Source organism: Pseudoduganella dura (genome assembly GCF_009727155.1).
GTDB classification, from domain to species: domain Bacteria; phylum Pseudomonadota; class Gammaproteobacteria; order Burkholderiales; family Burkholderiaceae_D; genus Rugamonas; species Rugamonas dura.
This window is the reverse complement of record NZ_WNWM01000002.1, coordinates 1,937,494-1,952,173: the sequence shown is the minus strand read 5'-3', so window position 1 is coordinate 1,952,173 and position 14,680 is coordinate 1,937,494. Positions and strand designations below refer to the sequence as shown.

General features: G+C 64.6%; 10 protein-coding genes. 5 read left to right on the top strand and 5 right to left on the bottom strand.

What is annotated here, in order from left to right; genetic code table 11:
- The first annotated feature begins 511 nt into the window (after positions 1–511).
- The 4 genes from GJV26_RS08540 (at position 512) to GJV26_RS08525 (ending at position 8,101) form a co-directional block, all read left to right on the top strand.
- Positions 512–3,925, top strand: coding sequence for a TonB-dependent receptor (locus GJV26_RS08540; protein WP_155708449.1), 3,414 nt, complete (start codon positions 512–514; stop codon positions 3,923–3,925).
- 147 nt (positions 3,926–4,072) lie between these two features.
- A complete protein-coding gene (locus GJV26_RS08535; RefSeq protein ID WP_155708448.1) occupies positions 4,073–5,755 on the top strand; it encodes a bifunctional metallophosphatase/5'-nucleotidase in 1,683 nt (560 codons plus the stop codon).
- Positions 5,756–5,765: 10 nt separating this feature from the next.
- The gene (locus tag GJV26_RS08530; RefSeq protein ID WP_155708447.1) at positions 5,766–7,016 is read left to right on the top strand and encodes a phospholipase D-like domain-containing protein; all 1,251 of its coding nucleotides are present in this window, start codon (positions 5,766–5,768) and stop codon (positions 7,014–7,016) included.
- A complete protein-coding gene (locus GJV26_RS08525) occupies positions 7,013–8,101 on the top strand; it encodes a S1/P1 nuclease (protein ID WP_155708446.1) in 1,089 nt (362 codons plus the stop codon). Before GJV26_RS08530 ends, GJV26_RS08525 begins: the two co-directional genes overlap by 4 nt.
- A gap of 75 nt (positions 8,102–8,176) precedes the next feature.
- On the opposite strand, the gene GJV26_RS08520 is transcribed toward GJV26_RS08525, so the two are convergent.
- Positions 8,177–8,932 carry a DeoR/GlpR family DNA-binding transcription regulator gene (locus GJV26_RS08520; protein WP_155708445.1) on the bottom strand — a complete coding sequence of 252 codons (756 nt, stop codon included), beginning with the start codon at positions 8,930–8,932 and terminating at the stop codon, positions 8,177–8,179.
- Positions 8,933–9,003: 71 nt separating this feature from the next.
- On the opposite strand from GJV26_RS08520, the gene GJV26_RS08515 reads away from it, so the two are divergent.
- On the top strand, positions 9,004–9,585 hold the full coding sequence (locus GJV26_RS08515) for an NUDIX domain-containing protein (RefSeq protein WP_155708444.1): 582 nt from the start codon (positions 9,004–9,006) through the stop codon (positions 9,583–9,585).
- Positions 9,586–9,812: 227 nt separating this feature from the next.
- Here GJV26_RS08515 and GJV26_RS08510 read toward each other — a convergent pair whose 3' ends face one another.
- The 4 genes from GJV26_RS08510 to GJV26_RS08495 all read right to left on the bottom strand — a co-directional run bounded on the left by GJV26_RS08510 (position 9,813) and on the right by GJV26_RS08495 (position 14,466).
- Complete coding sequence (locus GJV26_RS08510) at positions 9,813–10,784, bottom strand: ABC transporter permease (protein ID WP_155708443.1); 972 nt, start codon at positions 10,782–10,784, stop codon at positions 9,813–9,815.
- Entirely contained in the window at positions 10,781–11,863 is a 1,083-nt protein-coding gene (locus GJV26_RS08505) for an ABC transporter permease (RefSeq protein WP_155708442.1), read from the bottom strand. Before GJV26_RS08505 ends, GJV26_RS08510 begins: the two co-directional genes overlap by 4 nt.
- Positions 11,860–13,386 (bottom strand): ABC transporter ATP-binding protein, encoded by a 1,527-nt coding sequence (locus GJV26_RS08500; protein ID WP_155708441.1) that lies wholly within the window; start codon positions 13,384–13,386, stop codon positions 11,860–11,862. The genes GJV26_RS08505 and GJV26_RS08500 overlap by 4 nt, the downstream gene beginning before the upstream one ends.
- An 84-nt stretch (positions 13,387–13,470) precedes the next feature.
- Positions 13,471–14,466, bottom strand: coding sequence for a BMP family lipoprotein (locus GJV26_RS08495; RefSeq protein ID WP_155708440.1), 996 nt, complete (start codon positions 14,464–14,466; stop codon positions 13,471–13,473).
- Positions 14,467–14,680: the final 214 nt, after the last annotated feature.

Sequence of the window (14,680 nt, the reverse complement as noted above, 5' to 3'; positions counted from 1 at the left end):
TCGGGCCCACGATTCCGGCTGCAACGGCCGTGATCGGACCCGATTCCTTGTCTCATTATTCCTTGCCTCATTTGCTTTCTTTCCTGCTAATAGTGTGGCCATTGCGCTACAGTTTTGTAGCAAGCCTGCACCATTTTTATTATTTCTAAATGAAATAATTTCACGTAACGGTGCCGCACTTATAATCCCGCCGACAGCCCCCCGAGAGAGAAATAAACGTTTTTACGCGCTCAGCGCATCGATTTATTGCGTCCGCATATAAATGCGATTGCTAAATCGAATTAGTCACGTTTTTAACACTCATGCATAGTTGACTGGTAGTCATGCACGAACGTGAAGGTTCCAGGCATGTCATGAAACTGAAATAGAGATGTCACGGAGATGACATTCTGTCCAGCTAAGCTCTCGGGTTGGCAAAGCAGTTTGCAACACAAAGTAAAGCGTGACAGCAAGTGTGGATTCACCAATCTTGCACTTAACTGTCATTAAATTCGTCCATTTTGGGGTAAATATGATGAATCACAAACGGCTCCGGCTTACGCAGATCGCACTGAGCCTGTCTATCGCACTGGCGGCGCTGCCAGCCGTCGCGCAGAACACGACCTCCGCCATCGGCGGTCGTATCTCGGGCGCGGACGGCAACCCGGCCGCCGGCGCGCAGGTCACCATCCTTCACGTGGAGTCCGGTTCCGTCAGCAACGTCACCACCGATGCCCAGGGTCGCTATGTCGCCCGCGGCCTGCGCGTGGGTGGTCCGTACACGATCACGATCACGCAGAACGGCGTGACCGAAAAGCGTGACGGCGTGTTCATCGCGCTGGCCGAAACGGCCGCCGTGGATGCGCAGCTGGGCCAGGCAATGCAGACCGTGACCGTCACGGGCACCAACGTGCGCAACGACCGCTTCTCGAAGACGGCGATGGGCACGGGCACCAACATCGGCCCGACGGAACTGGCGATCCAGGCGTCGATCAACCGCAACCTGCAGGACTACGCACGCACCGACCCCCGCGTGTCGCAGACCGACAAGGAACGGGGCGAAATCTCTGTGGCCGGCCAGAACAGTCGCTACAACTCGCTGACGATCGACGGCGTGGCCGTTTCCGACACGTTCGGCCTGGAAGCTTCCGGCTCTCCGACCGCCAAGCAGCCGATCTCGATCGAGGCGATCCAGTCGGTGCAGGTCAACGTCGCCAACTACGACGTCACCCAGAAGGGCTACACGGGCGGCAACATCAACGCCGTGACCAAGTCCGGCACCAACGATGTCAAGGGCAGCGTCTACTACATCTTCCGTAACGACAAGATGGCCGGCGAGCGCTTCAACCAGACCGACGGCACCTATTACGATCCGGCCAAGTTCAAGGAAACGACCAAGGGCGCCACGGTCGGCGGCCCGCTGATCAAGGACAAGCTGTTCATCTTCGCCAACTACGAAAAGCTGGAATCGACCCGCGCGGCGCCGTCGTTCGGCCCGATTGGCAGCTCGATGACGAACGTGGGTGTGACGCAGAACACGATCGACCAGGCCACGGCCATTGCCAAGAATACCTACGGCCTGGATATCGGCAGCTCCGTGGTTCCTGGCGGCACGATGCTGTCCGTGACCGACAAGCTGCTGAAACTGGACTGGAACATCAGCGACGATCACCGCGCGATGTTCCGCTGGTCCAAGACCGAACAGTCCGAGCCGTTCTTCTCCGGCCTGACCGCCACCGGTATTTCGCTGAACTCGCAGTGGTACCAGCAGAACAAGACGATCGAGACCAAGGTTGCCCAGCTGACGTCCGACTGGACGCCGACGTTCTCGACCGAGATCAAGCTGTCCACCCGCGACTACGACAGTGTGCCGAAGGTGAATGCACAACTGCCGACGGTGGGCCTGCGCATTTCCGGTCCGCTGGCCGCCGGCGCGCCGGCCGGCCTGTCGACCGGCAACCGCTTCGTCAACTTCGGTACCGACAACAGCCGCCACCGCAACGTGCTGGGCACGAAGACGGACGACTACTACGTGGGTGCCAACTGGCTGCTGGGCGACCATGAAGTGAAGTTCGGCGCCGACTACCAGAAGAACGACATCTACAACGCGTTCCTGCAGAATGTGTATGGCAATTATACGTTCGCCTGCCAGACGGGCCTGGCCTACGAGTTCCTGGGTGGTGCCACGATGGGCTCGACCGGTTGCGGCAATGCCACTTCGGTCGAGCAGGCCGTGCTGGAAAACTTCCGCCGCGGCCGCCCGCTCTCGTACCAGACCCAGGTCGCCAACGCCGGCTACACGCTGGAAGACGCGGTCGCCAAGTTCACGATGAAGAATACGGGCGTGTTCGTGCAGGACACCTGGACCGTGACGCCGCAGCTGACGGTGTCGGCCGGCGTGCGCCTGGACAAGGTGGATGTGCCGGAGCGTCCGTTGTTCAACGCGGCCCTGGCGGCAGCGCCGGGCGCGGTGAATGCGGCGGGCCGTGCAACGGGCGGATTCGGCCTGAATAACAGCAACACGCTGGACGGCCAGAAGCTGTGGCAGCCGCGCGTGGGCTTCAACTACAAGATCGACGGCGAACGCCGTACGCAGATCCGCGGCGGTGCCGGCCTGTTCCAGGGTGCGGCAATGAGCGTCTGGCTGGGCAACCCGTTCCAGAACGCCGGCGTGGCCACGGCGACGGTCGGTTGCGGCATCACCGGCTTCGCCAACTGCGCGACCACCGGCGGCATCTTCAGCCCGGACATCAACAACCAGCCAACCTTCACCGGTACGCCGTCGGCCGCTTCGGTCGACGTGCTGGCCCCGGGCCTGCGCAACCCTTCCGTGCGCAAGATGAACCTGGCGCTCGATCACGAACTGCCATGGTATGGCATGACGCTGAGCGCGGAATACCTGCAGACGGATGCGCGCGACGCGATCTACTACCGCAACCTGAACATCGGCGCACCGACCCGTACCGGCAAGGATGGCCGGAATCTGTACTACACCGCACAGGGCTACAACCAGGCTTGCTGGGATGCCAGCGGCAACAGCCTGACGAGCGGCTCGTGCAGCACCCTGCGCAGCCGTGCCGGCTCGAACCAGAGCTTCGCCAACGTGCTGGTCGCCACCAACACCAAGCATGGCGGCAGCAGCCTGGCCACGCTGCAGGTCAGCCGTCCGATGGTCGGCGGCTTCGCCTGGAACCTGGCGTATACCTACACCGAGTCGACCGAAGTGTCGCCGCTGACGTCGTCCACGTCGAACTCGAACTGGGCCGGCCGTTCGGTATTCAACCCGAACGAGGAAGTGGAAGCCAATTCCAGCTACCTGGTGAAGGATCGCATCAGCGGCTCGGTCAGCTTCCAGAAGCGTTTCTTCGGCGCTTACCGCACCACGCTGGGCGTGTTCTATGAAGGCCGTTCCGGCAAGCCGTACAGCTGGACCACCAACAACGACATGAACGGCGACGGCCTGGCCGGCAACGACCTGATGTACATTCCGACCGCGTTCGGTTCGGGTGAAGTGGCCTTCGCCGGCGACAGCGCCACCAGCCACGCGAACGAAGAGAAGTTCTGGTCGATCGTCAACCAGTACCGCGGCCTGCGCAACTCGGCCGGCGGCGTGGTGAAGCGCAACAACAGCTTCTCGTCGTGGACCAACAGCTTCGACATGCGCATCTCCCAGGAAGTGCCGGGCCTGTGGCAAGGTTCCAAGGGCGTGTTCACGTTCGATATCCTGAACGTGGGCAACCTGCTGAACAAGAAATGGGGCCGCATCAACGAAGTGGCGTTCCAGTCCAACGGCGCGCAAGCCCGTTCGTTCGTCGACGTGGTGGGCCTGGATACCCAGGGCCGCTACATCTACCAGCTGCGCGACAAGGTCGAAGACCTGGACGTGCGCCAGGTCAAGGGCGAATCGCAGTGGGCCCTGCAGGCATCGGTCAAGTACGAATTCTAAGATTCGGCTCCGTATCGCCTGAAAGAGGAAACCGGCACGCTGTGCCGGTTTTTTTTCATCTGTAACGTAATGTCTCCACGGCCCCGCGGCGCTTTTTTCGCCCGGCCCGCGCCGGTACAATACATGGTCACGTCTCCCATCTTCCTCATGAAACATTCACCCCTTTCACTGGCCCTGGCCGCGGCGCTGACCGCGCTGGCCGGGTGCGCAACGCCGCCGTCCAACCCGACCGCGGAAGTCAACCTGGTGGCGCTCAACGACCTGCACGGCAACCTCGAAGCGACCAGATTCACGTATGCCGGCGTGGGCGACACGGCGCCGCGCACCGTGATGGCGGGCGGCATCGACACGCTGGCCGGCGCGCTGGCCCAGTGGCGCCGCGAAGACGGCGAACTGCTGCTCGTGGGCGCCGGCGACATGGTGGGCGCCAGCCCGGCGCTGTCCGCGATGTGGGCCGACGAGCCCACCATCGCCGCGCTGGACATGCTGGGCCTGGCCGTCACCTCGGCCGGCAACCACGAATTCGACGGCGGCCGCAAGGAACTGCTGCGCCAGCAGCATGGCGGCTGCGATTCGCCGCGGCCGGAGAAGGCCTGCCGGTACGAGGCCCGCTTCGGCGGCGCGAAGTTCGGCTATCTGGCGGCCAACGTCGTCGACGCGCAAAGCGGCAAGACGATCCTGCCGGCCTACCGCATCCTCGAAGCGAAGGGCGTGAAGATCGCCTTCATCGGCACCGTGCTGAAGGGCACCACCGACGTGGTGGCCGCCTCCGGCATCGCCGGCCTGCGTTTCGGCGATGAAGCCGATGCCGTCAACCGCCTGCTGCCTGAACTGCGCGCGCAGGGCGTCGGCGCGTTCGTCGTGCTGATCCACGAAGGCGGCCGCACCGAATCCGAATACAACAAGCAATACTGCGACAACCTGGAAGGCGACCTGGTGCCGGTGGTGCAGCGGCTCGATCCGGCCATCAGGCTCGTGATCAGCGGCCACTCGCACAAGGGTTACCTGTGCAAGGTGGGCAACACCGTCGTCACGCAGGCGCAGATGGGCGGGCACATGCTGTCGCGTATCAGGCTGGTGGTCGACAAGGCCACCGGCAACATCGTCGATGTCGGTGCGCGCAACGTCGTCATCGAGCAGGGCGCTTTCCCGGCCGAGCCGAAGGCCGCGGCATATCTGGCCGCGCTGCGCGAACGCAGCAACCGCGAACTGGCCAGGCCGGTAGCGCGCATCGCGGTGCCGGCCGTCACGCGCGGCGGCGACAATGCCGACGAATCGGCGCTCGGCAACCTGGTGGCCGATGCCGCGCTGATGGCCGGCAGGCCGTTCGGCGCGCAGATCGGCTTCATGAACCGCGGCGGCATCCGCCAGAACCTGGAAACGGGCGCCGGCAACGTGGTGTCGAAAGGCCAGGCGCTGGCCACGCTGCCGTTCGGGAATACGCTCGTGGTGATGGACCTGGCCGGAGCGCAGATCCGTACGCTGCTCGAGCAGCAGTGGGTGGCGGACAAGGTGAAGGTGCGCGGCCTGTTGCAGGTATCCGAGGGCTTCACCTACAAGTACGATGCCAGGAAACCGGAGGGCGCGCGGGTGTCGGATATCTCGGTGGGCGGCGTGCCGCTGGACGACAACGCCATGTACCGCGTGGCCGCCAACAACTTCCTTGCCGAAGGCAACGACGCGTTCCCGGAGTTCGCGAAAGGCACCAACCGCGCCGAGACGGGCATCCCCGACTTCGATTCGCTGACCGCCTACCTGGTGCGCCGCGAGCGGGAAGGCAAACCGGCGGGCCAGGCGCCCGCGCAGCCGCGCATCCAGCGGATTCAATAAGGAACCAGTGATGAAACCGCAGTTCAGACATGTGATCCTGTGCGGCGTGCTCGCCGCGTGCTTCGGCAGCGCCCATGCCGACTTCCGCATTCCCGGCTTCGAACTGGTGCAGACCGCGCCGGTTGAAACCACGCTGGCCAACGCCGACCTGCGCGATCCGGTCACCGTCTGGTGCGAACTGTTCGACAACGCGAAAAGCGACATCGCGATCGGCCAGTTCTACGCGGCCAGCCAGCCCGGCGCGCCGTTCGAGAAGGTGATCGACCGCCTGGCGGCCGCCGGCAAGCGCGGCGTGAAGATCCGCTTCCTGCTCGACAAGAAGGGTGTCGGGCTGTCCGACGCCGCGACGCTGGACCGGCTGCGCGCGATCCCGAACCTGGAAATGCGCATCCTCGACTTCAGCCAGCTCACCGGCAACGGCATCATCCACGCCAAGTACGTGATCGCCGACGGCAAGCGGGCATTCGTGGGCAGCCAGAATTTCGACTGGCGCGCGTTCACGCACATCCATGAAACGGGCCTGCTGGTCGACGATGCGGCCATTGTCGGCCAGATCCACGCCATCTTCGAGCAGGACTGGCGCGCGCAGGCGCAGCTGGCGCAGGGCCGCGCGGTGGCGCCGCTGCAGCAGAAACCGGCCGCGGCGCCGGCCGGCGCATTGTCCACCGCGTTGGCGCAGCCTTCCTACCTGCTGGCCAGTCCGGCGGCCTACAACCCGCCCGGCGTCGCCGATTCCGAGACCGGCCTGCCGGCCTTGCTGGCCGAGGCGAAGGAAGAAGTGCGCGTGCAGCTGCTCGATTACGCGCCGCTGTCGTACGGCCCGAAAGGCACGCGGCCGTACTACGCCGTGATCGACAACGCCGTGCGCTCGGCCGCCAACCGCGGCGTGAAAGTGAAGCTGATGGTGTCGAACTGGAATCTCGAACATGCCACGCTGCCTTACCTGAAGAGCCTCGCGGTATTGCCGAACGTGGAGATCCGCGTCGTCACGCTGCCGAAGGCATCGACCGGCTTCATTCCGTTCGCGCGCGTGATCCATTCGAAGACGATGGTCATCGACGGCAAGCTGGCGTGGGTGGGCACCAGCAACTGGGCCGGCGGCTACTTCGACCTGTCGCGCAATCTCGAAATCGTGATGCGCAACGAGCAGATGGCGCGGCGCCTGGCCGCGCTGCAGGAACAGGTGTGGAGCTCGCCGTATGCGCAGCCGCTCGACATCAACAGGGACTACCCGAAACCACAGAAAGCTTCCGAACAATGAAACGACTCGCATGCATGCTGGCGCTGGCCGGCGCCTTCGCCACCGTTGCACCATCGACCGCCCTGGCCTGGGGCGCCGATGGCCACCGCGCCGTGGGCGCCATCGCCGCCAAGCTGCTCAAGGGCAGCGTTGCCGAACGACGCATCGCCGCGCTGCTGCTGCCGGGCGAAACGCTGGAATCGGTCGCCGTGTGGGCCGACTGCGTGAAGGGCAACTGGTGCGGCCCGCAGACGCCGGAAATGGCGGCCTACGTGGCAGCCAATCCCAAGCATTCCGAGTATCACTACACGGACGTGCCGTTCCAGCTGGGCGCCTACCACGACCACGCCGCCGGCACGTTCGAGGACGACATCGTGCAGACGCTCAAATCCGCGATCCTGGTCCTGCAGGGCAAGGACACGCCGCAGACCAACCCGCACAGGTTCACGCCGCGCCAGGCCTTGCTGGTGGTGGCGCACCTGGCCGGCGACATCCACCAGCCGCTGCACGTGGGCGCCGCGTTCGTCGGCAAGGATGGGCGCTTCGTGGTGCCGAAGACCAAGGCCGAGATCGACGAACTGAACATCTTCGATTCGCGCGGCGGCAACAACCTGCAGCTGGACGATGCCTTCATCACGTCGATCGGCAACAGGGCGATTCCGCCCGGCGCGCCGAAGGAGGCGCCGGCAGGTGCGATGGCAGGTGCGCCAACCGGCACGCCGAAGACGAAGCCGTTCCACTCGTATTGGGACAGCACCGTGGTCGACTATGCGTTCCGCCGCTCCGGCACCCGCACGCCGGAGCAGTTCGCGCAGTACGCGATCGACAGGAAGCCGTCGGTACCGGTGAACACGGGCGACGCGGCCACCTGGCCCTACCAGTGGGCCAACGACTCCCTGGCAATCTCGAAACTGGCGCACATGGATGTCACGCTGGGTGCCGCCAGCACGGTGAAGTCGAAGAGCAGCGGCGAAAGCTACAAGGTATGGGCGCTGGTCGTGCCGGACGACTACCCGGTGCCGTCGTCCGCGCTGGCGCGGCAGCAGCTGGTCAAGGGCGGGTACAACCTGGCCGCGCTGCTGAAGGAGATCTGGCCGGAGGCGTGATCATTCGCGGCGGCTGAGCATCCGGTGTCGCAGCTTCCATGCCGGCGTCACGAAAATCGGTGACAGGCTCCGGTTTTACGCCAGCGTCACCTCGATCCCCATCTCCCGGTACGGCGCCAGCAGCGCGTCGTCCACTTCCCGGTTCACGACGATGTGGTCGACCGTCGCCAGCGGCGCGATCTGGAACGGCGCCGCGGTGCCCAGCTTTTCCGGCGACGCCAGCACCACCGTGCGCGCGGCCGCTTTTGATAACGCGCGCTTCATCGCCGCCTCGTCGAAATCCCCCGTCGTGATGCCGGCTTCCGGGTGCAGGCTGCACACGCCCATGAAGAACAGGTCCGCGCGGAACTGGCTCACCGCCTCCACCGCCGCCGCGCCCATCGCCACGATCGAGTGCTTGAACAGGCGGCCGCCGATGATGATCACATCGATGTCCGGATGGCCGACCAGTTCCACCGCCACCGACGGGCTATGCGTGATCACGGTCGCGCGCAGGTCGCGGGGCAGGGCGCGCGCCAGCTGCACGGCCGTGGTGCCGCCATCGATGAACACCACCTGGCCGCGCTGGATCATTGCCGCCGCGGCACGCGCGATGGCCGGCTTGGCATCGGTCGACAACGTGGCCCGCACGGCGAAGTTGCCTTCGGCGGGCGACGCGGGCAGGGCGCCGCCGTGCACGCGCTGCAGCAGGCCTTCCTTCGCCAGCTCGCGCAGGTCGCGGCGGATGGTGTCCTCGGACAGGCCCAGCGATTCGCTGAGCGTCTTCGCGACGATCTGTCCTTCTTCCTTCAGGAGGCGGAGCAGCAGCTCCTTGCGCTGGCGGGTCAGCATTGCACGAAATTCCTTGAAATTACACGATATCGCATGATACGCTAAAAACAGTTCAACGCCGAGGAGCCATCATGCACGTGCGCATTCGCGACGTCACCACGCTGTCCAACGACTGGTACCTGCTGAAGAAAACCACGTTCGACTACCGCCGGCGCGACGGCAGCTGGCAGACCATGTCGCGCGAAACGTACGACCGCGGCCATGGCGCCGTGATCCTGCTCTACAACCTGGCGCGGCGCACCGTGGTGCTGGTGCGGCAGTTCCGCTTTCCCGCATTCGGCTACGGCGGCACGCATGACGGCTACCTGGTCGAAGCCCCCGCCGGCCTGCTCGACGCCGCGTCGCCGGAAGAACGCATCCGCGCCGAAGCGGCCGAGGAAACGGGCTTTCGCGTCGACCGCGTGCAGCGCGTGTTCGACGCCTTCATGAGCCCCGGCTCCGTCACCGAGCGGCTGCACTTTTTCGTCGCCGAATACGAATCCAGCCAGCGTGCCGGCGACGGCGGCGGCATCGCCGCGGAAGGCGAAGACATCGAAGTGCTCGAACTCGACATCGACACCGCCCTCGCCATGACCGCCGACGGCCGCATCGAGGACGGCAAGACCATCATGCTGCTGCAGCACGCCGCCCTGCACCTGTTCGCGACCCGCTGACCGTTGTTTCCACCAAAGTGTTGCCAAAAACCGGAGGCGGGAGCAGGGGTTTCGGAGTGCATTGCACTCCGCCTGCATAGCAGAGATGGCCTGCTGGCCGTCTCTCCTTCCAGACCCCAGTTTTGAGAAACATTGCCCAGAACCGGGGTCTGACCCCGGTTCTGGGCAATATTGCGGCAAGAAAAAAGCCTGCGGGTCGCGCAGGCTTTCGGTGGGGCAGGGACGGCTTAGCGCGACTTCACGAACGGCACGCCGATCGCCTTCGGGGCGACCGACTTGGCCATCAGTCCGGCCAGCACGATCACGGTGACGACATACGGCACCATCTGGATCAGCGCGCCCGGAATGCGGCCGACGACCGGCAGGTCCACGCCTTCCAGCTGGATCTGCACGGCGCCGAAGAAGCCGAACATCAGGCAGCCGAGGAAGGTGTAGAACGGGCGCCAGTTGCCGAACACCATGGCGGTCAGCGCCAGGTAGCCGGCGCCGGCGGACATGTCGCGCAGGAAGAAGCCGCTCTGCACGATGGCGAGATAGGCGCCGGAGAACGAGCACAGGATGCCGGCGATCAGCATCGCCGCATAGCGGGTGCGTTCGACGGAAACGCCGGCCGCGTCGGCGGCGTGCGGGTTCTCGCCGCAGGCGCGCAGCCGCAGGCCGAAGCGGGTGTGGTACAGCACCCAGTGCACCAGCGGCACCAGAGCGAACGCCAGGTAGACGAGCACCGTGTGGCCGCCCAGCAGCTGCGTCCAGATCCAGCCGATCACCGGCACGTCCGCCACCGCGGCGCTGCCGGGCAGCACGATTTCCGACAGCCGCGCCTCGCCCAGGTCCGGCGTGCGGCCGCCCTGCTGGAAGAAGTACTGCGCCACGACGAACGTCAGTCCGCTCATCGTGATGTTGATGGCGATGCCGGCCACCAACTGGTTGCCCTTTTGCGTGATGGCGATGCAGCCCTGCAGCAGCGCGATCGCCACCGAGACGGCGATGCCGGCCAGGATGCCGTACCACGGGTTCTGCGTGGTGAAGGCCACCGCGGCGGAAACGAATGCCGAGGCCAGGATCTTGCCTTCCAGGCCGATGTCGATGACGCCGGAGCGTTCCGCGAACAGGCCGGCCATGGCCGCGAAGATCAATACCGGCGCGTTGCGCACGGTGGAGACGACGATGCTGCCCAGGTGGAGGTCTTCGAAGCTCATGCTTGTTTTCCTTTGATCAGTTTGATCAGCGCCGGTGCGTACAGGTATTCCATCGCGCCGCAGAACAGGATGATCAGGCCCTGGATGAGAATCACCATCTCGGGCGGGATGTTCGGCTTCTCGAGCGACAGGTCGAAGCCGCCCTGGGTCAGCGCGCCGAACAGCAGGGCCGACAGGAAGATGCCCACCGGGTGCTGGCGGCCCATCAGCGCGATCGCGATGCCGATGAAGCCGGCGCCGCCGACGAAATTCAGCGACAGGTAATGCGTGGAACCCATCATCGAATTGACGGCGCCCAGGCCCGCCAGCGCGCCCGAGATCAGCATCGTCACGATGATCGTCGTCGAGATCTTCACGCCGGCATAGTGCGCGGCATGCTTGTTCAGGCCCGTGGCGCGCAGCTTGTAGCCCCACGACGAGCGCGACACCATCACGCCATACACGGCCAGCGCGACGATCGCCAGGAACAGGCTGATGTTCAGCGGCGTATCGCCCAGCCACGGCAGCCAGTCCGACAGGCGCGGCAGTTCGGCGCCGGCGGAGAACACGCGCGAGGCGGTGTTCTGCTCGCCCGGCGGGATCAGGAAGCGCACGATCACGAAGTTCATCAGCGAAGCGGCGATGAAGTTGAACATGATCGTGGTGACGACGATGTGGCTGCCCCGTTTCGCCTGCAGGTAGCCGGGAACGAACGCCCACAGCGCGCCGAACAGTGCCGCGCCGATCATGCCGGCGGGGATCAGCAGGAACCATGGCAGCGTGGCGTCGAACGCCAGCATCGCCAGCGTGATGCCCAGGCCGCCCAGGTACATCTGCCCTTCGGCGCCGATGTTGAACAGGCCCGCCTGCATCGCCACCGAGACCGCCAGGCCCGTGAAGACGAAGGTCGACGCGTAGAACAGCGTGTAGGCCAGGCCTTCCGGATTGACGACGGCGCTGTTGATCAGGATCTGCATCGATTCGACGGGATTCTCGCCCAGCAGGTGGATCACCAGCGCGGTGACCAGCAAGGCGGAAAGCAGATTCAGGATGGGCAGGACGATGCCGGTTGCCCAGCGTGGCATATCGTTGGTTGTCATGATTTGTGCATCCCGCCCATCAGCAGGCCGATGCGGGTGGTGTCGAATTCATTGATCGGCAATTCGCCGGTGATGCGGCCGCCGCACATCACGAGGATGCGGTCGGCCAGCGCGCGCACTTCTTCCAGCTCCACGGACACCAGCAGGATCGCCACGCCGGCATCGCGCAATGCAAGTAACTGCGTATGAATGGCCTCGATGGTGCCGATGTCCACGCCGCGCGTGGGCTGGCCCACCAGCATCAGCTTCGGTTTCGCCAGCACCTCGCGGGCGATCACCACCTTCTGCTGGTTCCCGCCGGAGAGCAGGCCGATGCGCAGGTCCGGGTTCGGCGGGCGCACGTCGAATTCCTTCAGCAGGCCGGCGCAGCGCTCGGCGATGTGCTTGAAGTCGAACAGCCCCCAGCGGCCCTTGATATGGTCCTGGTAGCCGAGGAAGGTGTTGTGCATGACGGAGAAGTTCTTCACCACGCCGTCGCGCAGCCGGTCTTCCGGCACGTGGGCGATGCCCAGGTTGCGGAACACCAGCGGCAGGCCGTCCGCGTCGCCGCGCCTGAAGGGCAGCGCCTTGCCTTCGAAATCGGCCTGGCCGCCGGTCGGCAGGCGCATGCCGGACAGGATTTCCATCAGCTCGCTCTGGCCGTTGCCGGAAACGCCGGCGATCGCCACGATCTCGCCGGCGCGCAGCGTGAAACCGATGTCGTCGAGCAGCGCAACGCCGGCGCTGTCCTTCAGCTGCAGGCCTTTCACTTCCAGCACCGGCGCGCCCGGCTTGTAGGGGCCGCGCGGCAGGTTGTTCTCGATCGGCCGGCCCACCATCATGTTGGCCAGCTCTTCCTTCGAGGTTTGCGCGGTCTGCACGGCGCCCACCACGCGGCCGGCGCGCATCACGGTCACGGTATCCGTGATGTCCATGATTTCCTGCAGCTTGTGGGTGATCAGGATGATCGTCTTGCCCTGTTCCTTGAACAGCCGCAGGATCTCGAACAGCGATGCCGTTTCCTGCGCCGTCAGCACGGCGGTCGGCTCGTCCAGGATCAGGATGCTGGCGCTGCGGTAGATCTGCTTGAGGATTTCCACGCGCTGCTGCGCGCCCACGGACAGGTCGTGGATCGTGGCCAGCGGGTCGACGTCGAGGCGGTAGCGCGCGCAGATCTCGCGCAGCTTCGCCTCGGCTTCGGCACGGTGCGAGGCCAGGCGGAAACCACCCTCGGTGCCCAGCATCACGTTGTCGAGCACCGTCATGTTCTCGACCAGCATGAAGTGCTGGTGCACCATGCCGATGCCGAGGCGGATCGCCTCCTGGCTGGAACGGATCTGGCATTCGCGGCCGTCCAGCAGGATGGCGCCGCCATCGGCATGGTAGTAGCCGTACAGGATGCTCATCAGCGTGGACTTGCCGGCCCCGTTCTCGCCCACGAGGCCATGGATGGCGCCCTTGGCGATCGAGAAGCTGACGTCCGTATTCGCCTTCACGGCGCCAAAGTGCTTGGAGATGCCGCGGAATTCAACAGCTGGCTGCATAGGAGTTTTCAGGTCGTGTTTTACTGAAAAACGCGCCGCGGAGCAGGGCTCCGGCGGCGCGTTTCTTTTCGTGATGCAGGTGGATCAGACCGGGCAGGCAGTGCCCGAGCGGATATCGATGACACGGGTCTTGCCATCGATGATGTCCTTGCGGGCACCGAGCACGCGCTTTTCGATTTCCGGCGTGATCAGCTTGCGGTTGTTGGCGTCCAGCGCCCAGTCCACGCCGCCTTCCTTGATGCCCTTGGCGGTCACGCCGCCTTTCCAGGTGCCGTTCTTCATTTGCGTGAAGCTGTCGTACACGGCATTGTCCACGCGCTTGACCATCGAGGTCAGCATCGTGCCCGGGTACAGGTGGTTCTGGTTCGAATCGACGCCGATCGCCAGCTTGCCTTTTTCCTTGGCCATCTGCAGCGTGCCCATGCCGGAACCGCCGGCCACGGCGAACACCACGTCCACGCCGCGGTCGAACTGCGAGCGGGCCAGTTCGCCGCCCTTGGCCGGATCGTTCCAGGCGGCGGCGGTGGTGCCGACCATGTTCTGCACGATCTCGGCTTTCTTGTCGACGGATTTCGCGCCCTGCGCGTAGCCGCAGGCAAAGGTGCGGATCAGCGGGATGTCGATGCCGCCGATGAAGCCCAGCTTCTTCGACTTCGACGCCATCGCGGCGGCCACGCCGGCCAGGTAGGAGCCTTCTTCTTCCTTGAACGTGATCGAGTTCACGTTGGCGCCTTGCGCAACGCCGTCGATCAGCACGAAGCGCACGTTCGGGAATTCCTTCGCCACCTTCTGCACGGCCTGCGTCTGCGCGAAGCCGATCGAGGCGATCATGTCGAGCTTCTTGCGGGCCAGGCCACGCAGCACCTGTTCGGCCTGGGTATCCGAAGAAGCCTGCACTTCGATGAAGTTGATACCGGTATCTTTCTTGAAACGCGAAGCGCCTTCGAAGGCGGACTGGTTGAACGACTTGTCGAACTTGCCGCCCGCGTCGTAGACGATGCCCAGTTTCGGAGTGGCCGAGAATGCGCTCGTCGAAACCGCAACTGCGGCGATCATCATGGAAAGTTGTTTGATTTTCATGAAAAGGCTCCTGGAAGTCCGCTATTGTATAGTTTTTGCGAGCGCAACATGTAGGCCGCCGGGCGTCGGCGCCATGAAAGGCGCATGTTTAGAAGCTTTGCTCAGCATTTGTCTTGCCGTCCAGTTTTCCGTTCATTGCATTTTTTTCCACGGTCCACATTCGCTGTTGGAATCACGCAACAGCCGGTGAGCTGCCATGTGCAGGCCGCCGTAC

Coding starts and splice junctions, on each gene's coding strand:
- GJV26_RS08520 (WP_155708445.1), bottom strand. CDS start 8,932: ATGCTGACCCGCCAGCGCAAGGAGCTGCTGCTCCGCCTCCTGAAGGAA.
- GJV26_RS08510 (WP_155708443.1), bottom strand. CDS start 10,784: ATGAGCTTCGAAGACCTCCACCTGGGCAGCATCGTCGTCTCCACCGTG.
- GJV26_RS08530 (WP_155708447.1), top strand. CDS start 5,766: ATGAAACCGCAGTTCAGACATGTGATCCTGTGCGGCGTGCTCGCCGCG.
- GJV26_RS08505 (WP_155708442.1), bottom strand. CDS start 11,863: ATGACAACCAACGATATGCCACGCTGGGCAACCGGCATCGTCCTGCCC.
- GJV26_RS08525 (WP_155708446.1), top strand. CDS start 7,013: ATGAAACGACTCGCATGCATGCTGGCGCTGGCCGGCGCCTTCGCCACC.
- GJV26_RS08500 (WP_155708441.1), bottom strand. CDS start 13,386: ATGCAGCCAGCTGTTGAATTCCGCGGCATCTCCAAGCACTTTGGCGCC.
- GJV26_RS08515 (WP_155708444.1), top strand. CDS start 9,004: ATGCACGTGCGCATTCGCGACGTCACCACGCTGTCCAACGACTGGTAC.
- GJV26_RS08535 (WP_155708448.1), top strand. CDS start 4,073: ATGAAACATTCACCCCTTTCACTGGCCCTGGCCGCGGCGCTGACCGCG.
- GJV26_RS08540 (WP_155708449.1), top strand. CDS start 512: ATGATGAATCACAAACGGCTCCGGCTTACGCAGATCGCACTGAGCCTG.
- GJV26_RS08495 (WP_155708440.1), bottom strand. CDS start 14,466: ATGAAAATCAAACAACTTTCCATGATGATCGCCGCAGTTGCGGTTTCG.